This is a genomic window from Saccharothrix sp. NRRL B-16314 (genome assembly GCF_000716595.1).
In the GTDB taxonomy this organism is placed as follows: domain Bacteria; phylum Actinomycetota; class Actinomycetes; order Mycobacteriales; family Pseudonocardiaceae; genus Actinosynnema.
In genome coordinates, this window is the sequence record NZ_JNXC01000032.1 from 14,079 (window position 1) to 35,841 (window position 21,763).

The window sequence follows — 21,763 nt, forward strand, 5'->3', positions numbered from 1 at the left end:
GTCCCCCCGCACGCCTCCCGCACTAGCGTCCGCACAGAAGTGCGTTCCCACGCTCCGGAGGTGTTTGGTCGTGCAGGTCCACCCATGGCTGGTTCTCGCGCTCGCAGGCGGTCTTCTCGGCGCCGACCAGGTCGGTTCCAGGGAAGCGACCATCGAGGTGGTGGCTAAACGCGGGCTGATGTCCGCCCCGGCCGCACCGGGGGTCGGCGGCGGGTTCGTCGCCGGCGGTGAACTCTTCACCCCCGACGGCGCCACCAAGGCCGGTGACGGCTATTCGCATTGCGGTGTGCTGTCGGTTTCCGTGGACGTGCCGCCGGCGGTGACCGCGCACTGCACGTCCACGTACCGGTTGGCGGACGGAGAACTCCACCTCTCCAGCATGCGCACCTACAAGTCCATCGCGCTGGGCTTCGAGGACACGACCATGGCGATCTTGGGCGGCACCGGCGCCTACTCGGACGCCCGCGGTGAGGCCAAGGTGACGCGGTCGTCCTCGTCCGACGTCGCCTACAGGTTCGTCTTCACCGTGACCGACGGCTGACCGACCTCCAGTTCACCGGACAGCGGCACGAGCGGTGAGCGGCGGTTGTCCACCACGGCCAACACCGGGCGCGGGCCACCCCGCCACTGCCCGCCCGCCAGCGGGATCGTCGCGACGCCGGTCGCGGGCCCGCGGGTCCAGTCGAGCACGCCGGCCATCGTCGTCAGCCGCGTGGCCGCCAGCACCTCGGCCACCGACGTGGTCGAGTCGGCCGCGTCCACGGCGTGCGCCGCGACCTCGAACAACGCGTGCGCGAGCCCGAGCGGTTGCAGCCAGGGCGATCCGGTCGCCTCCTCGTACGCCCGCGCCAGTTCCCGCGGCGTCCACCCGTTCCCGGCGACGTGCTCGTGCTCGGGCGTCCACGACACGATCGTCGCCACCCGGTCCAGACCGTGCCGGGCCACGCCGAACGGGTAGGTCAGCCACCGCGAGCACGTCACCAGCCGGGGCCGCCGGGCACGCACCACGGCAGCCAGGTCGGCGGCGGTCGCGGCGCTGGTCACCACCTCCACGTCCCCGATCGCGGGCACCACACCGCTCGACTCCCGGTACGGCAGGTCGACCAGCTCGTGCCCGCGCTCGACGGCGACAGGCCGGAACCACCGCCGCAACGCGACCCCCTGCGGCCCGTCGTTCCACACGCAGCCGACGGTCCGCGCCGGCCCGACGTGCTCCCACAGGTCTGCGAACACGGACGCGATGTCGTCCAGCCCCCAGCAGAAGTGGAACGCCCAGCCCGGACGGGAACGGCCGGGGCCTGATCGGGCGGCGGCGAACACCTGCCACGGCAACGTCGTGGACACGCACGGCACCTCGTGCGCGGCGCACTCGTCCACCACCGCGGGCAACGTCGTCGTGCCGCCCAACGTCACCACCACCCGCACACCGTCCTCGACCAGCGACCGGGTCGCCGCGCGGGCGCCCTCGGGCGTCGACCCGCTGTCCCGCAGCACCACCTCGGCGGGCCAGGGCAGGGCGCGGGCGACGAACTCCAGCGGCGCGCCGAGCGGCGCCAGCCTTCCGGTCGCCGCGAGGACGACTCCGATCCCGGGACGCGACACGCCGGCAACGTACCGACGCGCCCTCGTCCACGATCGGGCGATCCCTACCCGAACCACTACCCCGAACCACTACCCCGAACCACTACCCGGAACCCGAACCGGAACCCCGGACCGGAACCTGCACCGGATCGCATTTCGCCCGCCACCGAACAATCCGGTTCACCGCACCGGTCGTCGAATGCATTCGATTCTTGCGGTCGAATAGCCGACCTGATTTCCGTCGAACACGTCGACGCGATACCGGACGCCCGCACCCCGGAACCGCGTTGCCAGTCGATTCGCGTCGAAACCCTTGCGTGACCCTTCTACTACCGCCAACATCATGGCGAGGCAGCGCTGGAACACGCCGCCGCGCCCACCTGTTCCCGGCGCGCGTTCGGTTCCCTCCCTTCCCGCTGCCGCATGCGATTACGAGGAGCGTCATGGCCGATATGCGCGGCAAGCTGAGAAGAATTCGTCGGCGGGTTGGCCTGCTGGCGGGCGGAATGGCCTCGCTGCTCGCGGGCGTGGGTCTGGTCGCGGTGACCGACGCCCAGGCGGCGGCGGGCTGCAAGGTGGTCTACTCGGTGCCCAGCCAGTGGCAGGGCGGCTTCAGCGGCAACGTGGGCATCACCAACCTGGGTGACCCGGTCACCGGGTGGCGGCTCACGTGGACCTTCCCGTCCGGCCAGCAGATCACCCAGGCGTGGAACGCGTCGGTCACCGCTTCGGGCGCCGACGTCACCGCGACCAACGTCGGCTACAACGCGGCCATCGGCACGAACGGCACGGTGTCGTTCGGGTTCAACGGCTCGTGGACGGGCACGAACACCGCTCCGACCTCGTTCGCGCTCAACGGTGTCACGTGCACCGGTGGCACGACGACGACCACCAGCACCACCACCACCACGACGACGACCACGACCACAAACCCGCCGGCCGGCGACGCGATGGCCCAGGTCGCCGCGATGCAGCCCGGCTGGAACCTCGGCAACTCGCTGGACGCCGTCGGCAGCGACGAGACCGCGTGGGGCAACCCCCGGATCACCGAGGCCCTGCTGGACAACGTCCGCGCGCAGGGGTTCAAGAGCATCCGCATCCCGGTGACGTGGAGCGCGCACCAGGGGCCCGCTCCCGGCTACACCGTCGACGCGGCGTACCTGAACCGCGTGAAGGAGGTGGTGGACTGGGCGTTGGCGGACGGTTTCTACGTGATGGTCAACGTGCACCACGACTCGTGGCAGTGGATCAACGCCATGCCGACCGACCGCACGAACGTGCTGGCCCGCTACAACTCGCTGTGGACGCAGCTGGCCACCAAGTTCCGCGACTCGTCGACCAAGCTGATCCTGGAGAGCGTCAACGAGCCGCAGTTCGCCAACAGCTCCGGTGACGCGCAGAACGCGCAACTGCTGCACGAGCTGAACACGTCGTTCCATGGCATCGTGCGCCGGTCGGGCGGCAACAACGCCACCCGCCTGCTGGTGCTGCCGACGCTGCACACGTCGTCGGAGCAGGCCCGGGTTGACGAGTTGGTCACCACGTTCAACTCGCTCAACGACCCCAACCTCATCGCGACCGTGCACTTCTACGGCTACTGGCCGTTCAGCGTGAACGTCGCGGGTGGCACGCGGTTCGACGCGGCCGTGCAGAAGGACCTGACCGACTCGTTCGACCGGGTGCACGCGGCGTTCGTCTCGCGGGGCATCCCGGTCATCATCGGCGAGTACGGCCTGCTGGGCTTCGACCGGCACATCGGGACCATCCAGCAGGGCGAGAAGCTGAAGTTCTTCGAGTTCCTGGGCCACTACGCGCGCAGCAAGCAGCTCACGACCCAGTTGTGGGACAACGGTCAGCACTTCGGCCGCACGTCGTTCCAGTGGAGCGACCCGGAGCTGTTCGCGCAGATCAAGTCGAGCTGGACCACGCGGTCGGGCACGGCGTCGTCGGACCAGGTGTTCAGCGCTCGCGCGTCCGCGATCACCGGCAAGGCGTTGACGCTCAACCTGAACGGCACGTCGTTCGTGGGGTTGCGCCACGGCACCACGGACCTCGTGCGCGGCACGGACTACACGGTGTCGGGCGACCAGCTGACGATCACGGCCTCCGCGATCACCCGGTTGAGCGGCTCGCGGGCGTACGGGACGAACGCGACGCTGTCGGCCCGTTTCTCGGCGGGTGTGCCGTGGCGGATCAACCTGGTCACGTACGACACGCCGGTGCTCCAGAACGCGACCGGGACGACGGCGGCGTTCGCCGTCCCGACCACGTTCCGCGGCGACCAGCTGGCCACGATGGAGGCCAAGTACGCGGACGGCTCCAACGCCGGGCCGCACAACTGGACGTCGTACAAGGAGTTCGACCAGGCGTTCGCGCCCGACTACGCCGCCAACGCGACCACGCTGAAGCCGGCGTTCTTCGCCGAGGTGACGGACGGGGCGAAGGTGACGCTCACGTTCCACTACTGGAGCGGCGCGAAGGTGACGTACTACGTCACGAAGTCCGGCACGTCGGTGACCGGCAGCCTGACGTGACCTGACCTGACCTGACCTGAACGGCGGCGGCACCGACCGGCACTGCCCTGCCGAAAGCCGACGGCCCGGAGCACACCGCTCCGGGCCGTCGGCCTTTTCACCGGTGAGACCGCAATAATCGGGCGAATCGCGTGTGAACGGTGACCGAAAGCGCGCCTGTGGACAACTTCCGGACACAAAGCTGACACGAATTCACCCGACCCGATAAGCGTTCCGGCTGTGGCTATGCTGCGAACTCCCCCATTCAGCCGTAGGCCGAAGGAACGCCATGCGCAGGTTCCAGTCGACATTGATGCTGCCGCTCGCGACAGCACTGCTCCTGAGCTGCACCGGAAGTCCGCCGGAGCAGGAAACCCGGCGGCCGGAGAGCGCCGATTTCGTGGTGTCCTACGCGGGCGCGGCCGGGCGGCTCGACGGGCTGGACGCGGTCGAGTCCGCCGCGCAGGTCCGGGATTGGGCGCGCACCGCGCTCGCCGCCCACCTGGAGCTGGACAGCGCGAAGCTGCGCGACACGGCCTACGACACGCTGCCGGTGCGCGACGACGGGTTCACCGACCTGTCCCGGCAGACCACCGGTCCCGGGCGGTCGCTGTTCGACGGCGAGACGCTGCACCTGCTGGTGGCCACCGACGACGGGCACCGCGCCCGCACCATCGCGCAACTGCTGGACCAGCACCGCACCGACTCGGGCGGCGATCCGCAGCGGGTTCGTGTCCACCCGTACACGGTGCGCCCCGACACGAACACGGTCGACATCACCGCCGAGGAACCGGCGTCCGCCGCCGACGTGCGTGCCGCGAACGGGTACGTGTCGATGCGCGTGGACGGTGACAAGGCCGCGTTGACGGAGTTCCTGGCCAAGACGGAAGCGCTGTCCACGTTGGAGAGCCGGGACGGCGGCGTGTGGGCGGGCGGCTGGGACTGGCCGGGTGACGGGGCGGGCCTCACGCTGGAGGAGGTGTCGACGCTCCAGCGCGGTTACGCGGCCGGTTCGCCGACTCCCGGCTTCTCGCTCGACCCCGGTCCGGAGGAGACCGCCGAGGATTTGCGGGCCGTGCTGCCGAACGTCAGCGGCGAGATCATCGACCGGGTGCTGGCCGACGACTGGACCGGTTCGCCGTTCGTCTCGGCCGACGACCTCACCGGCTACGTCGAGGACTTCCTGTACTTCGACGCGGTGCCACCGGCGGAGTTGGCGCAGTTCGGCCTGACCGACGACCGGGTGCAGCTGTGGGGCCTGCTCGCCGCGGTGTCCGGCCGGTCGGTGTACAGCCAGGCCCGGTACGACGGCGGGTTGGCCGGCACCACGATCGGCGCCACGCTCTTCTACACCGACTACGTGGCCAAGGACTGGGCGAACGGCGTGGGCACGGGCGTGCCGGCGAAGGCCGTGGCGGGTTTCGTCCCCGACCCGGACGCGCAGACGCCGTGGAGCCACTGCGACACCGGCACGATCAGCGAGAGCGGCCGGTTGTGGCTGGGCCAGAACGACTCCGCGTTCGCGTTCGACGACAAGTCCATCAGCATCGGCGCGCAGTCCACGCGGCTGTTCTCCCGGTCGGACGGTGACGACGGCGGCGAGGTCGAGCCCAGCTACGCGTTCGGCCGGGGCTTGGAGTGGTGGGACCGCAACTACCAGGCGGTGGCGGACTACGAGCCGCAGTACCAGCGGCTGGACCAGATCATGCGGTGGAGCGGCGCGCTGGAGTGGCTGGTCGCCAAGACGTCGGCCCGGCTGCCGCAGCTGGACGACTCGGAGATCCGGTCCGACCTCACCTTCGCCGAGTGGTACGCGGGGAACTCCGCGTTGCGCGAGCGCGCGCCGATCCGGTTCGTCACCCCGCCTTCGGCCACCGACGAGGCGGTCGCGCCCGCGCCGTCGCGGACGTTCGACAGCTGCGGGTACCGGTCGATCTACGGCGGTGTGTCGCTCGGCGACGTGATCTCCCGCAAGGGCGCGGAGGCGAAGCGCGCGGACCTGCCGGGGCCGGTGAACCGCGCGGGCGCGGGCGGTGACTCGACCTTCGACCCGGCTACCGGCCGGGGTTCGGTCAAGCAGAAGGCCCTGGACGCCGAGGGCAAGGTCGTCGACAGCCTGGAACACCGGATCACCACGGACGGCGGCGGCACCACCGTGGAGGCGGTGGGTGGTCCGCGCAAGGTGGTGTCCTTCGGTGGCCTGAAGCTGCTGCTGGACGGCAACCGCGCGGTGAAGACGCGGATCGAGGCGCAGGGCGGCAAGGTGTCGCAGCGGTCCGAGTACCTTGACCACGAGGTGGGCGAGCTGACCGCGGTGAAGGACGGCGGCGTGGTCGCGGTCCACTGGCGGCGCGGGGTGTTCGACCGGGTCCGGACCGCGCTCGAATCCGTTCAGAAGCGGCTCACGGCGTCGCCGTCCGAAGCGCTGCCGCCGGTGAAGGACGGTGTGCTGCAGACGCTTCAGCACCCGTCCGGGCGGGTGGAGCACCTGGTGGACGCCGAGTGGTCGGTGTCGATCGGCGGTGACCAGCCGCCGCCGGGTGGTGTGACGTTCCGGCTCGGCTCGCCCAGTCCGGGCGGTGAGGGGCCGCGTTTCCTGTACGGGAAGCTGGAGAAGAGGACCGAGCCGGTCGCCGACAGCTGGGTGGACATCGCGCCCGCCACGGCCGACCAGGCCGCGACGGTGGTCTTCTCGGACCGGCCGGCGGGTGACGCGGGGACCGTCACGGTGACCGCCAAGGGCGGGTCGACGTCGACGCTGCACGTCGTGGGCGACCACGTCCGCCACCCGGCCGGTGACCCGGTGTTCGGCACGCCGGAGGGCATGGCGCTCACCGCCGGGTTCCCGCGCGTGCTGGAGGCCCGGAAGCAGGCCGTGACGGCGGACGACGGCCTGTACCGGCCGGTGCCGCTGGACGGCGCCGTGGCGCTGGTGGGCGCGTCGGAGATCAGGTTGCCGGCGGCCGGTGACGCGTGGAGCTTCCGCGTGCGGGCCGCGCTGCACGGCGACGCGTCCCGGGCGGTGCTGGTGCGGTTCGAGGGCGATCAGCTCGTCCTGGTCGACCGGGGTCCGCTCGAAGTCGGGCCGCGCCGCGACATGACGTTCGGCGAGGCCGTCGACCAGCGCACGACCGACCCGTACGTGCACGAGCGCTTCCGCGAGTCGATGACGATCGAGAACGGGCGGATCGTCGCCTCGACGATCCCGCGTGACACCAAGGTGAGGGTCCGGGAGGCGGTCGTCGTGGGTACGCCGCTGCTCGACTTCATCGCCCGGCCGGACGTGCGGTCGCACGCGGGTGCGGAGTGGCGCGGGGTCGACACGCCGCGCGGTGTGGTCACCGCCAACGGCGGCAACACGCCGACCCCGTCGGCCTCGTCCGCGCCGACCGCGCCCTCGGTGCCCGGTGGCGCCGCCACGCCGGGTCGGGTGGCGACCGTCCTGCTGATCTGCCCGGACACCGACGACGAACCGGCCGGCTGCGGTGGTGGGTGACGTCGATGGCCGGTGACTTCGAGGTCGACCCGGACAGCCCGGTCGGACGTGCCCTCACCGCGGCGCGGCGGGCGGTCGCGCGGGGTGACGTCCGGCGGGCCGACGCCGCCTACGAGACGGTGTTCGAGCTGGCCGGCGGTGGGCCGCTCGGCGAGTCGGTCGCGATCGACCACGTGGCGGCGCTGCTGACGTCGGGCGCGGTGGCGCGGGCGGCGAAGCGGTGCGCGGAGTACGCCGGGTCGCTGGGCGCGGACCACGTCGGGTTGTCGTTGCTGCGGGCCGAGATCAGCAGCGCCGCCGGTGACCAGGCGCGCGCCGGGGACGACGTGGAAGCGGTGCGGGCCGCCCTCGCCCGCGGCGCGGTGCTCGACCCCGAGGACCACGCGCGGCTGCTGCGGCTGGACGGGCTGGTGGCCGCCGACCGCAGTGAGCTGCTGCTCGCCGAGCGGAAGCTCGGCGAGGCGAGGGACGCGTTCCTGGTGCTGGACCACGAGCAGGGCGTGGCCGGCGTCGACGGCGACCTGCTCACGCTCGCGGTCCGGCACGGTGTGGAGTCGGCGGTGTCGGACGTGGTGTCGGGGCCGGCGCCGCGCACCACCGCCGACTACCTGCTGCGCGCCTTGGCGTTCCGCCGTGAGCTGCGGTACGAGGAGGCGTGCCGGACGTTGCTGGAGTGCCTGGAGCGGACGGAGGTCGACCCGGCGCTGCGGCTGCCCGTGCTGGCGGACCTCACCGCGCTGCTGTGGTTGACGCGCCGGCCTGAATTGGCCGAACGGCTGCGCCCGATGCTGCTCGACGCCGCCGAACACGCCCCCGACCCGGTGGCGGCGCGGCGGGAGGTGGAACGGCTGTCGCCCGACGGCATCGTCGACCCCGACCGGTCGCCCCGGTTCGAGCGGCGGGTCGAGTACGCCCGCCGGCTGCTCGTCGCCGGGCGGCTGGAGGAGGCGGAGAAGCTGCTCGTCGAACTCCGCGACCTGGCGCACGGCGACCGTGACGTGGCGTCGTGGCACCTGACCGCCGGTGAGCTGGAGTGGGGCCGGTTCCACGAGTCCGGTGACGAGTCGTCCCTGCGCGAGGCGGTCGGCCACTTCACCGCGGCGGCCGGGCGGGCCGCGTCGACGGCGCTCACCGAGACGCGGGTGCTGGCGTTGCGGCTGCTCGGCCGGGTGCTGTTCAAGCTGGAGCACGAGGACCGGGCGGACGCGTGCTGGGTCGAGGCGCACGGGTTGGAGGAGCGGATCGCCGCACGGCAGGACAGCGACGCCGTGCGGGTGCGGATGCTGCTGTCGGCCGCGGACGAGCACGACGAGCGGGTCCGTGCGGCCCACGACGCGGTGACCGGGCGTGGGCCGCACGCCGTGGCGGGGGTCGTCGTGGCGGTGGAGCAGGCGCGCGGCGCGACGATCCTGGACGGCCTGCTGCCCGGCGGGGCGGGGTTCCTCCGCGATTTGCCCCGGATCACCGACCTGGACGCCGCGTGGCGGTGGGTGGGTGACGTGACCCGAGACCTGCCGAAGTCCCAGGTGGTGTGGATGCTGCACGCCACCCCGCACCGCGTGCACCACGTCCTGCTGGGTCACGGCGTGCTGCGGCACTGGTCCGCGCCGGTGGCCCGGGAACACCTCGTGGCCGCGGTGAAGGGGCTGAAGTCGTGGTGGGGCAAGTCCGTGCTGGACCTGGGGATCAGGACGGGCGACTTCGAGCAGCGGCTCGCGGACATCGCGGACCTGCTCGACCTCGCCCCGTTGACCGGGGAACTCCCGCCGCACGTCCACCGGGTCGCGGTCATGGTGGGCGGTGTGCTGGCCGACGTGCCGTTCGCCGCGCTGGTGCTGCCCGGCGGACAGCGGCAGCGGCTCGGAGACCGGTTCGCGTTGTCCGACCTGCCGTGCCTGTCCGCGCGGCGCCCGCTGCTGCACCGGGCCCGCCGCCGGCGCGGCGACCGGGTGCTGCTGGTGAGCCCGATGCGCGGCAGGCTCGCCGCCGCCGCCGCGGAACGACCCGGCCACACGCTCCTCGACGGCGAGGCCGCCACCCCGGCGGGGCTGCGCGCCGAACTGGCCCGGCGTCGGCACCACCAGGTCCGCGTCCACGGCCACGGTGAGCACGACCGCGAGGACCCGGCCCGGTCGTGGCTGCAACTCGCACCGGACGGCCCGGACGGGTGGCTGCGGTCCGACCAGCTGCAAGGGCTCGACCTGTCCGGCTGCGGCACGCTCGTGATGGGCGCCTGCGAATCCGGGATGGCGAACCGGGTGGGCCAGGACGAGCCGGTCGGCCTGGTGCGCGCCGGGTTGCAGGCGGGCGCGGCCTCGGTCGTCGCGGCCCGGTGGGTGGCCGACGAGGCGGTCGCCACGGCCGTGCTCGACCGGTTCGGGGAGTACGCCCGCTACCTGCCCCGTGACGTCGCGCTCCAACGCGCCCAGGGCGACGTGGTGCGGGGTGAGGTCGTCGCGCACGCGCTCGTCGACGACGTCCCGACACCGGTGCCCGATCAGGACCACCCGGCGCGCTGGGCCTGCTGGACCGTCTACGGCGACGCGGGGTGGCAGACCGCGGCCGGACCCTTGCGTCGGCTGCTGCGCCGGACATTCGACAACTGGAGGCGTCGTGCCGCGAACCGTTGACCGCCCGAAGGTGTTCCTGTCGTTCTCCGGGAACGACCGGGAATCCGCCCGGCTGCTCGGGAAGGAGTTGGGCGCACGCGGTTTCGCGGCGTTCGTGGACGAGCTGAGCATCAAGGCGGGCGACGACCTGCTGCTCGCGATCAACCAGGGCATCGAGGAGTCCCACTTCTTCGTGCTGCTGTGGTCGCGGCACACGGTGGACCGCAAGTGGGTGGCGGCGGAGTGGACGGCGGCGCTCGCCCGCGACCTCGACCAGCGGCACTGCTTCCTGTTCGTGGTCCGGTTGGACGACACCCCCTTGCCTACGCTGCTCGCACCGCGCAAGTACCTCGACGCCCGAGGGGACCTACCTGCCGTGGCCGAGGCGCTGACCGCCGTGTGGCAGCGGGACTCCGCTGTCGGTGAACCCGTGCTGCCGGCTCCCGTCCGGTCCGTCCCGTCCGGTCCGACGATCACCCTGTACGTGCGGAACCACGCGCTGGCGGTGGCGCACGAGGTCGCCGTGCCGGCCGTGACCACCGGCAGCGGGCTGAAGGACGCGGTGCGGCAGGCGCTCGCGCTGCCCGACCAGGAGACGAAGTTCGGCGGCGCGGTGGGGATCAGGTTCGACTACGAGCTGCGGCGCGCGGGCGAGTCGATCCCCGACGAGCCGGTGCCGATCACGTCGCTGGACGACGGCGACACGGTCGACCTGGCGGTGCGGATGGAGTCGTTCGGACCGGATGGCACGTTCGCGAAGTCCACGTACCTGGACTCGCCGTCGGCCGGCGGGCTGCCGCCGGAGATGGTGGAGACGCTGGTCAGGTCGGCGTTCGAGCACCTCATCCCGCGGCGTCGCCCCAGGTGACGCCGTAGGACAGGTTCGGCTTCAGGTCGGTGAACGCCAAGTGCACCTCACCGGACCCGTTCGCGGTGACGCGCTCGCGGCTCGACTCGGGGTCGGCCAGTTCGATCGGCAGGGTGTCCTGGAGCCGCCAGATCGCACCGGGCACCCGGCCGGGGCCGAACCGGACGTGCAGGCGGAACGACGCGCACGGGAAGCGCGGGGTGCACACGTAGTAGGGCGCGATGCCGCGTTCGGGTGAGAGCCGGATGCGGAACGAGTACTCGTGCTCCTCGTTGCGCCGCAACGGTTCCGGTAGGCGCAGCGCGAACCCGATCCGGTTGGTGGACCTGCGGGCACGGTCGGTCAGCACCCCGCCGTACAGGACGTCCAGGCCGATGTCGTCCAGCGGGCCCCGGCCGGGGTCCGGCGGCTCCAGCGTCACGGACAGCTCGACCTCGGCCAGCCCGTCGTGCTGGGCGACGATCCGCCGGGTCTCGATCACTTCCGGCACCGGCAGGTCGAGCACCACGACGGCGCTCAGCTCGGCGGTGCGCCAGGGCAGGTCGGGGGCGGGGCGGCGGGCGTCCGGGTCGAGCGCGCGTTGGGCGATCCTCAGCAGGGCGTCGTCGATGCGGCGACGGGCGGTGCGGTCGTCGCGCTCGATCAGGAGCGCCACCGAGCGGACCCGTTCCTGGTAGAGCCGGGCGTCGCCGTCGAGCCCGAACGCCTGGCACGCCGCCGTCCGCAGGTCTTCGGGCAGGCCCTTGGCGTGGGTCGTGAGCCAGTCCCTGAGCTGCCGGCGGACCCGCGCGGGACCGTCGTCGTCGCCGAGGCCGACGAGCCGGCGCAGCGGCGGCGCGACCCGCGTGTCGACGTCGGCGCTCTCGATCCCCCGCCCCTTGCGCAGCGATTTCAGCTCGGCCACGAGTTCGGCGACGCTGAGCTCCACCCCCGCACCTCCCCTGGGTACCGATGCGCCCCAGCGTGCCACGTCCCGGTGCGGTGCAGGCGGGTGCCGACACCGGCGTTTCCCGGGTTTCCGATTGTTTCCCCCGGCCGGAAACCACTGTCCGGCGCGGAGTGGGATCGGCATCCTTCCTGGTGTCGGACATTTCCGGTGCCGGCACCGATAAGAGGAGGTGAGCCGGCAATGCACACACACTCCAACGCGATCCTCATGCTGATCTGCGGTTTCCCGTTCGGCTGAGCGGGCACCCGGCGGTGCTCCCGCCGGGCCATAATGCGGCGGTGACCGATCGGGCGACGGAGTTCGGCAGGGAACTGCGGCGGCGACGTGAGGCGGCGGGGTTGTCGCTGACGGCGTTCACGGCGCGGGTCCACTACAGCAAGAGCCACCTGAGCAAGGTGGAGAACGGCCATGCCACGGCGAACCGGGAATTCGCGGTGGCGTGCGATTCCGTGCTCCACGCGGGCGGTGCGCTGGCAGCCCTGGTCGCGGTGCCGGAACCGGTCGGGTTCTCCGGGCTGCCGGCGGTGACGTCGCACTTCACCGGGCGGGACGAGGAGCTGCGCCGGATCAACGCGGCGCTGGTCGGCGGTTCGGCGTCGGTGTGCGTGCTCGACGGCATGGCGGGCGTGGGCAAGACGGCGCTCGCGCTGCGGGCGGCGTGGACCGCCGAAACCCACTTCCCGGACGGCTGCCTGTTCCTGGACCTGCGCGGCTTCACCCCCGGCGACACCGGCCCGACCGGTGACGACGTGCTCGACCGCCTGCTGCGCATGCTCGGCGTCCCGGCCGAGGACGCGCCGCGCGACGAGGACGGCCGGGCCAACTTCTACCGCGACCGACTGCGGGGCAAGCGGATGCTGTTGGTGTTCGACAACGTCCGCAGCGCCCGGCAGGTCCTGCCCCTGCTACCGGCCGAACCGAGGTGCCGAGTGCTGATCACCAGCAGGAACCGCCTGAACGCGCTGGACGACGCGGTGCACGTGTCGGTGGGCATGCTGTCCACCGCGCAGGCCGTCGAACTGTTCCGCGCGGTGGCGGGGGAACGGGTTCCGCCCGCCGACGACGGGGTGGTGGAGCGCATCGTCGAGCACTGCGGGCGGCTGCCGCTGGCCGTGCGGATCGCCGCCGCCCGGTTCCGCGGCAGCCCGATGTGGACGTTGCCGGACTTCGTCGCGCGGCTGGCGGACGAGACGGTGCGGCTGGGCACGCTGGACGACGGCGAGCGCAGCGTCACGGCCGCGTTCACCCTGTCGTACCGGGGCCTGGCGGCGGACCAGCGGCGGATGTTCGGCCTGCTCGCCCTGCACCCCGGGCGTGAGGTGGGCGTGCGCAGTGCCGCCGCGCTGGCGGGGGTCGGTCTCGCGGAGGCCGAGCGGCTGCTGGCCCGGTTGTACGACGCGTACCTGGTCACGCAGCGGCCCGGCGGTTACACGGGGTTCCACGACCTGATGCGGGCGTTCGCGCTGGAGCACGCGCTGCCCGCGATCCCCGCCGACGACCGGGACGCCGCCGTGCGCCGGTTGTCCGACCTGGCGCTGGCCACCACCGCGGCGAGCGACGAGTTGCTGGTGCCGCAGCGCTACCGGCCCGCGCTGGAGCTGGACGATCCGCCGCCGGTGGTCGAGGGGTTCACCGACGCGGAGTCGGCGCTGGCGTGGCTGGACGCGGAGTGGCCGAACCTGGTGGCGTTGTGCGGCATGGCGTCGGCGAAGGGCTGGCACCGGAAGTGCTGGCAGTTGGCGTTCCTGCTGCGGGACTTCTTCTTCCGCGCGAAGCTGTGGGACGCGTGGATCCACACCCACCGGCTCGCGGCGGCGGCGGCGCGGGCGGCGGGTGACGTGAACGCGCTGGCGATGACGTTGAACAACCTCGGCATGGCGCACGTGGACCGGGGTGATCTGGAGGCCGCGTCGGAGCACTACGAGGAGGCGCTGGCGCTGTTCCGGTCTTCGGCGGACGAGCACGGGACGACCAGTGCCCTGTCGAACCTGGCGTGGGTGAACCTGTACCTGGGCGAGCACCGGAAAGCGTTGCGGGACATGGGTACCGCGCTGGAGTCGTACCGCCGCTCGGGTTCCCGCCGCAACGCCGCGATCACGTTGCGCGGGATGGCGTTGACGGAGACGGAGCTGGGCGCGTTCGAGGACGCGGTGCGCCACGGCGTCGAGGCGCACGACGAGTTCGTCGCCCTCGGGCTGGACCTGGACCTGGCGATGGCCCTGAACTGCCTGGCCTGGACCCACTTCCGCGCCGGGCGGCCCGACGAAGCCGTGGCCTGGTACGACCGAGCCGCCGAGCAGGCCGCCCGGTGCGGCAGCGTCCACGAGGTCGCGCGGGCCGAGACGGGCCTGGCCAACGCAGCCGCGACGACCGGCGACCAGGACACCGCCCACCGCCTCTGGACGTCCGCCGCCGGCACGCCCCTCGACCCGGTCATGGTGGGTGAGGAGCGGGTCAGGCGGGCACTGATCGCGGGCTGACCCGGCCTACTCCGCACCGAGGGCAACGAGCGCCTCCCGGCACCGCCGCAACCGCCCCTCGTCAGCACGAACCTGGTCGCTGCACGCGGGCAGACCCCGACCTACTCCCCGCCGAGAGCGACGAGCGCGCCCCGGCACAACCGCAACAACTCCTCGTCGGCACGAACCTGGTCGCTGCACGCGGGCCGACCCCGGCCTAGTCCACGCCGAGAGCAACGAACGCGTCCCGGCACCGCCGCAACCGCCCCTCCTCAGCACGAACCTCGTCGCTGCACGCTGGCCGGCACCTACCTACTCCACGCCGAGAGCGACAAGCGCACCCCGGCACAACCGCAACAACTCCTCGTCGGCACGAACCTGGTCGCTGCTCCACCCGTCGTCCTTCGCCGTGTGCCGCCGGGGTCGCGCCAGTTCTTCCCGCAGCAGCGGCGCGGCCGGCGCGGCGGCGGGCCCCATGTCGGCCATGCAGCGGACGGCCGCGCGCCGGGTGTGGGCGTTCACCGTCCACACGGCGGTCAGGAGCGGGAGCACGGTGTCGGCGTCGCCCGTCAGCCGCCACAACGCCTCCGCGACGTGCAGCCTCGTCCAGCCGTAGTCGTCGGGCTTGGTGAGCAGCGCCCGCAGTGCGGGCAGGTGCGGTTCGGCGGCCTCCCCCAGTTCCCCGAGCGCCGCCACCGCGTGGACGTTGTCGAGGTGACGCGCCAAGGTCGACCGCACGCGGTCGGCGTCCCCGTCCACGCGCCACAACGCGGTGGCGGCGGCGACCGCCACCGACGTGTTCGGGTCGTCCAGGAGGCCGCGCAGCGCCGGTACCGCTTCGGCGGCGCGCGGCCCGAGTGCGCCGAGCGACTCCAGGGCGGAGGTCTCCGGGAGGAACTCCACGATGTCCGGCACGGCTTCCGCCGCACCCAGCGGCCCGAGCGCCCGGACCAGGCCGCTGCGGCGGGAGTCGAACCCCTCGGTGACCGGCAGGTCCCGCAGCCGCGCCCGGATCAGGGGCACGAAGTCGGCCGCCGGCGGGCCGAGCGCGCAGACGACGTGCCCGATGTCCGACGGCGGTTCCGGGCGTTCGAGCGCCCACCGGACCGGCTCCACCGCCCTCGGGTCACGCAGGGCCGCCAAGGCGTGCAAGGTCGGCCCTGTGCCGGGCAGGCCCTGCGGCCACAGCGTCAACCACGCCGGCGGACCGGTCTCGTCGCTGTGCGGCGCCTCCCGCGGTGCGGCTGCGACGCTGGCGGCGAGCGCGTCGGCGGCCGGCGCGGCCACCTCGCCGAGGTGCTGCAACGCGGACGCGGCGGCCCCGGGCACGCGCGGTTCCGGGGCGTGGAGCTGTGCCCCGATCAGCCGGACCAGCCGCTCGTGGTCGCCGCGCCGGCCCTGGATCAGCGCGCTCGCGGCGTGGACGGCGTCGATCCGCTGCTCCCAGTCGGCGGACTCCAACAGCGGGACGAGCAGCGCGGTCCGGTCCTCGACCCGGTCGCCGAGCGCCCGGCTCAGCCCGGCCACCAGGAGGAACGCGTCAGGAGCGCGCCGGCCGACCGCGCTCTGCTCGGTCTGTTCCCGCAGCGCTCCCAGCAGCGTGGGGGTGGAGAACCCGGCCGGCTCCACGGTCGGCGTGCCGGCGGCGTAGACCTCGGCGATCAGCCCTGACGCGACGGCGACCACGTCGTCCGGCAGGGCGTCCGGGGCGAAGCCCGCCAGCTCGGTGAGCGCGGTGATCCGCAGCGCCGGGTCGGTGTGGTCGTCCGCCACCTCCGCCAGCCTGACCGGGAGCGACGGCAGTTCCGCGCCGGCACGCGCGCCGAACGTCCCGAGCGCCGTCACGATGGCGCTGCGCGCTCCGGCGTCGGTCTCGATCCGCAGCCTGTCGACCAGGGCGCCGACGACCTCGGCGGTCTCGGCGCGGCACACCGTCAGCGCCTCGCACGCGGCCTGCCGCACGTCCGGGTCCGGGTCGTCCAGCGCGGCCAGGAACAGCGGGAACGCCTCGGCCACCGCGTCGGTCGCCTGCCGCTCCGGGGTTCCCGGCTCGAAGTCCCCTTCGGGGTCGCCGATGCTCGCCAGCAGCTCCAGCACGTCGGACCGCCCCGGCAGCCCGCCCTGGCCGGCGATCCGGATCAGGAACGGGATCGCGGCCAGCGTGCTGTCGTAGATGGACTCCTGGTGGTGCACGGCGGCGTACATGCCGTCCAGCGCCGTCTCCCGGACCTCCGGGTCGTCGGACACCAGACCGCGCAGCAGGTCCGGCACCTCGTGCGCCGGCCCGTAGGCGTGCTCCAGCGCGCTCCAGTCGATGTCATCCAAGCCGGTGAGGAGATCCACCGGACGAGGTTACCGACGCCGCGTAGCGGTGCCGGGCCTGCCCGGTGAACGTGGCCGCGTCGCCGTCCACCCGCGCCGGAACCTCCTGCCCCGTCAAGGCGTCGACCACCCGGAAGGTCTCCCGGAACAGCGTGCTGCGGACCGTGACCGGACCGTCCTGGCCGGTCGTCAGGGTGATCTCCGTTGCCGCGCCGTCGGACCAGCGGACGTCGACCGTGATGTCACCACGGGCGCGCAGCCCGGTGTACGAGCCGGTCGGCCACTCGCCGGGCAGCGCGGGCAGGACGTGGACGACGCCGTCCTGGCTCTGCAGCAGCATTTCCGCCACACCGGCGGTCGCGCCGAAGTTCCCGTCGATCTGGAACGGCGGGTGGGTGTCCCAGAGGTTCGCGGTGGTGCTGGTGAGGAGTTGTTCCGCCAGCATGCGGTGCGCGTGGTCGCCGTCGAGCAGCCGGGCCCAGAAGTTGATCTTCCACGCCTTGCTCCACCCGGTGCCGCCGTCACCGCGCGCGGTCAGCGAGACCTTGGCGGCCTCGGCCAGTTCCGGTGTCGTCCGGGCGCCGATCCCGTTGCCGGGGAACAGGGCGAACAGGTGTGACACGTGCCGGTGCTCGTCCGCCGGGTCGTCCCAGTCCTCCTTCCACTCCCGCAACTGGCCCCACGACCCGATCCGGGTGCCCGGGTCGAGCCGCTGGAGCGCGTCGCGCACCTCGGCGCCGAAGTCGTCGCCCAGGACATCGGCGGACGCGACGACGTCGGCGAACAGCTGCCCGACGATCTGCTGCGACATCGCCGCGCCGGCCGAGAAGTCGCCGTGCTCCGGCGAGAAGCTCGGCGTGACGACGAGCGTGCCGTCACGCGGGTCGACCTTCAGCTCGTCCAGCCAGAACTGCGCCAGCTCCTTCATCACCGGGTACGCCCGCTCCCGCAGGAACCGGAGGTCCCGCGTGAACAGGTAGTGCTCGTAGAAGTGCCGCGCGAGCCACGCGCCGGCTTCCGGGAACCAGAACGCGGTCGCCCAGTCGTGCACACCGCTGAAGCCGAACGGGTTGATCTCGTTGTTGACGACCCAACCCCGGGCGGCGTGCAGCAGGCGAGCCGTGACCGCGCCGGGTTCGCGCAGCCCGTCCACGTAGGAGAACAGCGGCGCGGTGGTCTCGGACAGGTTCGTCGTCTCGGCCGGCCAGTAGTTCATCTGGACGTTGATGTTGGTGTGGTAGTCCGCGCTCCACGGCGGCGACACGGAGTCGTTCCACACGCCTTGCAGGTTCGCGGGCAGCGAGCCGGGCCGCGAGGAGGAGATCAGCAGGTAGCGGCCGTACTGGAAGTACAGGGCTTCCAGCGCGCGGCGGTGCGGCGCGGGGGCGGTCGCGTAGCCGCGCAGGAGTTCGTCGGTCGGCACGTCCACCGGCTGCTGCCCGAGGTCCAGGCGCACGCGGTCGAACAGCTCGCGGTAGTCGCGCCGGTGGGCGTCGAGCAGTTCGGCCCACGACTTCGCGGACGCCGCGTCGACGGCCGCCGTCACCCGCCGATGGGGGTCGGCGCCCCGGTAGGTCGGGTAGTCCTCGGCGTAGTCGGTGCCCGCCGCGAGGACCAGCACCACGCTGTCGGCGTCCGCGACGGTGACCGAGCCGTCGGCGTCGTCGGTCCGGACGCCGCCGTCGGTGAGCACCTGGAACTGGGCCTCGAACCGCAGCCCGTTGTCGTGCAGGGCACCCGTGAACGTCGAACGGCCGTCGACGGCCGTGGTCCGCCGGGTGCGGTTGTCGGGGGCGGTGATGGACGCGGTGAAGCCGACGCGGCCGGGCCGGTCGGCGGACAGCCGGGCGACGATCACGCCGTCTGCGGCGCTGGCGAAGTACTCCCTCGTGTGCCGCACGCCGTCCGCCACGTACGACACCGAGGCGACCGCGCAGGACAGGTCGAGGTCACGGCGGTAGTCGGTGACCTCGGCGGGCGGGTCCGTCAGCCTCAGGCCGAGTTCGCCGAACGGCTGGTACGCCCCGAACCCGCGCCGCTCCTGGCCCAGCGCCGCCGCGACGGTGTCCGGATCGGCCTTGTGGTCGCGTTCGATCAAGGCCCGCACACCGCTCAGGGCGTCCGGTCGCGGGCTGGTCCAGTTGCCGAAGTCGTAGCCCCCGGCCGAGCCGGGACCGCCGGTCCACAACGTCTTCTCGTTGAGCTGGACCCGTTCCGCGGCCACGGTGCCGAACACGCCGCCGCCCAGCGCGCCGTTGCCGATGGGCAGCGTCTCGGCCTCCCAGTCGGCGGCCGGCCGGTCGTACCACAAGGTCAGCAAGATCCCACCGCCCGATTCGTGTGGCGGTGACGGTATCAAGCGGTCAGGGCAGCAGGACGTCGAGGAACGGGTTGCTGAACACCCGGTGCGGGTCGTGCGCGTCGAGGGTCGCGAGCGCGGCGTCCCACGTCGGGTCGGGGCCCCGGCGGTAGGAGTCGGGCACCGTCCCGGTGATCACCGCGTGGTCCGCCCACGCCGCTTCGGTGGTGTAGGCCCAGCCCTTGGACCACTCGGCGCGCGTCGTGGCGTACCCGCCGGTGTACCGGGTGAAGAAGAACTGCTCCAACTCCCGGTAGAACGCCGCCGCACCGGGCGCGGTGGGGAACGTGAGCACGTCGAACCACACCGCGACGTCCCACTCGGGGTGGTCCCCACGCGGTCGCACCGCCGACAGCGCGGGCGGTTCGGCGCCGGGCACGCCGACGTGCGACGGGTCGTCCAGGCCGCCGACGCGGATCTCCACCTGACCCGTGACGGGGAACAGGCCGCGTTCCGCGTAGGACGTCAGGAGCTGTTCGTAGAACGCAGCGAAGTCGCTGACGACGCGTTGGACCTCGGCACGGCTGGTGAGCACCGCGTACCCGTTCGCGGTCTCGCGCAGGGTGGTCGGTTTGACGTACAGCAGGAGGTTCTTCGACGGACCCCACAGGTCGGTGGAGAGCGTGGCGGTCAACCCGGTGGCCGCGGTGGTGTACTGCAACCGGCCGAACGTCGGCGTGAGGTACCAGGCGCCGTTGATCAACTGGTCGGCGAGGTCGGAGACGAGCTCGGGGACGTTGTCGGAGAACGGGTAGTTGTACGGCGCGACAACGGGTCGCGACGTCAGCGGCCGGTTCGGCGACACGCTCCACACCTTCAGCCACGGGTGGTCGGTGAAGGCGAACCAGATGGCCTCGACCCGTCCGGCCCGGTCGAGGAAGCTCGCGAACGTGCGGGACGCACCGCTCCCCGGCGGCGCGAACAGCTCGCTCGTCGGGATGTCGACCCTGCTGACGCACCGCAGGTTCTGGTTCGCGCCCACGCGCAGGGTGACTTCGGTCAGGAACGCGCGCCCCACGTGCGTGAGCAGCGCGGCGCACCCCGGTTCGTCGCGCTGGAACGTGCGGAGTCGGTACTCGCCGCCGTCCCACACCACGGCCGTCAGCGAGACGATCATGTTGCTCAGGGAGCCGTAGGTGTGGCCGGGTGCGCGGGTTTCCCCGATCGCGGGGACGGACGTGCCGTGGCCGTTGATCGCCAGCACGCCGCCGACGGTGAGGTCGCCGGGCGCCGGCGTGTTGGTCACGCCGAGGCCCGCGTCCTCCAGGAACGCCAGCAGGTCGTCCATCGACGCACCGGTCTGCGTCCGCACCGCGCCCGGCAGGACCGTCATCGCGGTCAGGTGCCGGGTGGTGTCGACCAGCACGACCCGGTCCGCTCCGGTCGTGCCCGGCGTGACGGTGAGCGGCGACCACCCGTGCCGGAAACCCCTGGGCCGCAGGGTGAACCCGTGGCCGTGCGCCCAGTTCGCGAGGAGCACCACGTCCGCCGGCGTTCGCGGGACGCACGTCCACAGCTCGTCGGTCCGGATCTCCCCCGCCCAGTTCTCGTACGCCTGCCGGTACAGGTCGATGCCCGCCGGGAAGTCCGGCGGCGGATCACCGGCGGGCACTCCTCCCGGTGTCGGGACGGGTAACCACGCCAGTGCGGACGCGCCGAGGAAGTGGCGCCGGGACAGGGAATCACCGAGCCGGCTCATCATCCGACCATAGGACCGGACGCGGCGGGCCACAACCGACGGGGCGTGAGCGCGACCGGCAGGGTGAGGTGGCCGTTCGTGATGAACGACCGGACCGGCCGCAGCTCGTCGACCGGCACGGCGAGCGCGAGATCCGGGAAGCGGCCGAACAAAGCTCGCAACGCCACTTCGGCCTCGACCCGCGCCAGGGGTGCGCCGAGGCAGTAGTGGACGCCGTGGCCGAAGGCGAGGTGCGACTTGTCGGCCCGGGTGAGGTCGTACTCGTCGGCGGTGGCGCCGTGGTGGGCCGGGCCGCGTCCGGCCGCCGCGTAGTTCACCAGGATCGCGTCGCCTCGACGGATGTCCACGCCGTCCACGGTGATGTTCTCGACTGCGTAGCGCAGCGGCGGGTTCGCGACCGGCGCCTGCCACCTCAGCGTCTCGTCGACCACGTCGGCCCACGTGCGTTCACCCGAGACGACCAGGCGCAGGTGGTCGGGGTGGGTGAGCAGCGCGGTGACGGCGTGGTCAAGGGGTTGACCGTGGTCTCGAAACCGGCGGCGATCACCAGGAACAGGGTGTTGACCAGCTCGTCCTCGGTGAGCGTCGCACCGTCCTCCTCGCGGGCCGCGATCAGGCCGCTGGTGAGGTCGTCGCCCGGTGCGGCGCGCTTGGCGGCGACGAGGTCGTTCAGGATCTCCTGGACCCGGTGGTGGTCGGCCTGCGACCGCTCGGGGGTCGTCGTCGTGTCGACCACGCCGTCCACGCTCGCGCGCAGGCCGGGGCAGGCGTCGTCGGGGATGCCGAACAGGTGGCAGACGACCTCGATCAGCAGCGGGTAGGCGTACCTCGGCGCGCAGGTCGACCACGTTCGGACCGGCCGCGAGCCGGTCCAGCAGCTCGGCCACGATCCGGTCGACCCGTGGCCC

At 72.6% G+C, this 21,763-nt stretch carries 13 protein-coding genes; 6 read left to right on the forward strand and 7 right to left on the reverse strand.

All coding sequences use genetic code 11. The features are described 5' to 3' along the window. Nucleotides 1–70: 70 nt before the first annotated feature. Nucleotides 71–541, forward strand: coding sequence for an allene oxide cyclase barrel-like domain-containing protein (locus OQ02_RS32100; protein WP_033442404.1), 471 nt, complete (start codon nucleotides 71–73; stop codon nucleotides 539–541). Here the strand turns inward: OQ02_RS32100 and OQ02_RS32105 are convergent. After that, nucleotides 508–1,602 carry an ABC transporter substrate-binding protein gene (locus OQ02_RS32105; protein ID WP_051773056.1) on the reverse strand — a complete coding sequence of 365 codons (1,095 nt, stop codon included), beginning with the start codon at nucleotides 1,600–1,602 and terminating at the stop codon, nucleotides 508–510. The two genes, OQ02_RS32100 and OQ02_RS32105, sit on opposite strands and share 34 nt — an antisense overlap. A gap of 422 nt (nucleotides 1,603–2,024) precedes the next feature. Here OQ02_RS32105 and OQ02_RS32110 point away from each other — a divergent pair, with 422 nt between their 5' ends. The 4 genes from OQ02_RS32110 (at nucleotide 2,025) to OQ02_RS32125 (ending at nucleotide 11,067) form a co-directional block, all read left to right on the forward strand. Then, nucleotides 2,025–4,115, forward strand: coding sequence for a cellulase family glycosylhydrolase (locus OQ02_RS32110; protein WP_231500317.1), 2,091 nt, complete (start codon nucleotides 2,025–2,027; stop codon nucleotides 4,113–4,115). Between the two features lie 268 nt (nucleotides 4,116–4,383). Further along, the gene (locus OQ02_RS32115) at nucleotides 4,384–7,590 is read left to right on the forward strand and encodes a hypothetical protein (protein WP_156077448.1); all 3,207 of its coding nucleotides are present in this window, start codon (nucleotides 4,384–4,386) and stop codon (nucleotides 7,588–7,590) included. Nucleotides 7,591–7,595: 5 nt separating this feature from the next. After that, nucleotides 7,596–10,220 (forward strand): CHAT domain-containing protein, encoded by a 2,625-nt coding sequence (locus OQ02_RS32120; RefSeq protein WP_156077449.1) that lies wholly within the window; start codon nucleotides 7,596–7,598, stop codon nucleotides 10,218–10,220. Beyond that, nucleotides 10,204–11,067, forward strand: a complete 864-nt coding sequence (locus OQ02_RS32125) for a toll/interleukin-1 receptor domain-containing protein (protein WP_033442408.1) — start codon at nucleotides 10,204–10,206, stop codon at nucleotides 11,065–11,067. The genes OQ02_RS32120 and OQ02_RS32125 overlap by 17 nt, the downstream gene beginning before the upstream one ends. On the opposite strand, the gene OQ02_RS32130 is transcribed toward OQ02_RS32125, so the two are convergent. Then, on the reverse strand, nucleotides 11,042–11,995 hold the full coding sequence (locus tag OQ02_RS32130) for a hypothetical protein (protein WP_033442409.1): 954 nt from the start codon (nucleotides 11,993–11,995) through the stop codon (nucleotides 11,042–11,044). The genes OQ02_RS32125 and OQ02_RS32130 overlap by 26 nt on opposite strands. A gap of 299 nt (nucleotides 11,996–12,294) precedes the next feature. Here OQ02_RS32130 and OQ02_RS32135 point away from each other — a divergent pair, with 299 nt between their 5' ends. Next, on the forward strand, nucleotides 12,295–14,496 hold the full coding sequence (locus tag OQ02_RS32135; RefSeq protein WP_033442410.1) for an ATP-binding protein: 2,202 nt from the start codon (nucleotides 12,295–12,297) through the stop codon (nucleotides 14,494–14,496). 291 nt (nucleotides 14,497–14,787) lie between these two features. On the opposite strand, the gene OQ02_RS32140 is transcribed toward OQ02_RS32135, so the two are convergent. The 5 genes from OQ02_RS32140 to OQ02_RS47015 are packed head-to-tail and all read right to left on the reverse strand — an operon-like array spanning nucleotide 14,788 to nucleotide 21,591. Beyond that, nucleotides 14,788–16,818: a HEAT repeat domain-containing protein gene (locus OQ02_RS32140; RefSeq protein ID WP_033442411.1), complete on the reverse strand. Its 2,031-nt coding sequence runs from the start codon at nucleotides 16,816–16,818 to the stop codon at nucleotides 14,788–14,790. Next, nucleotides 16,793–19,117 (reverse strand): glycoside hydrolase family 95 protein, encoded by a 2,325-nt coding sequence (locus OQ02_RS32145; RefSeq protein ID WP_231500318.1) that lies wholly within the window; start codon nucleotides 19,115–19,117, stop codon nucleotides 16,793–16,795. Before OQ02_RS32145 ends, OQ02_RS32140 begins: the two co-directional genes overlap by 26 nt. Before the next feature lie 43 nt (nucleotides 19,118–19,160). Beyond that, on the reverse strand, nucleotides 19,161–20,855 hold the full coding sequence (locus OQ02_RS32150; protein WP_033442412.1) for a cholesterol oxidase substrate-binding domain-containing protein: 1,695 nt from the start codon (nucleotides 20,853–20,855) through the stop codon (nucleotides 19,161–19,163). Next, entirely contained in the window at nucleotides 20,855–21,286 is a 432-nt protein-coding gene (locus tag OQ02_RS47010; protein ID WP_331281562.1) for a cytochrome P450, read from the reverse strand. The genes OQ02_RS32150 and OQ02_RS47010 overlap by 1 nt, the downstream gene beginning before the upstream one ends. Next, nucleotides 21,268–21,591: a hypothetical protein gene (locus OQ02_RS47015; protein ID WP_331281563.1), complete on the reverse strand. Its 324-nt coding sequence runs from the start codon at nucleotides 21,589–21,591 to the stop codon at nucleotides 21,268–21,270. Before OQ02_RS47015 ends, OQ02_RS47010 begins: the two co-directional genes overlap by 19 nt. Nucleotides 21,592–21,763: the final 172 nt, after the last annotated feature.

Excerpts from the sequence above, each read along its gene's own strand:
- OQ02_RS32110 (WP_231500317.1), top strand. The coding sequence starts at position 2,025 with ATGGCCGATATGCGCGGCAAGCTGAGAAGAATTCGTCGGCGGGTTGGC.
- OQ02_RS32120 (WP_156077449.1), top strand. The coding sequence starts at position 7,596 with ATGGCCGGTGACTTCGAGGTCGACCCGGACAGCCCGGTCGGACGTGCC.
- OQ02_RS32150 (WP_033442412.1), bottom strand. The coding sequence starts at position 20,855 with ATGAGCCGGCTCGGTGATTCCCTGTCCCGGCGCCACTTCCTCGGCGCG.
- OQ02_RS32115 (WP_156077448.1), top strand. The coding sequence starts at position 4,384 with ATGCGCAGGTTCCAGTCGACATTGATGCTGCCGCTCGCGACAGCACTG.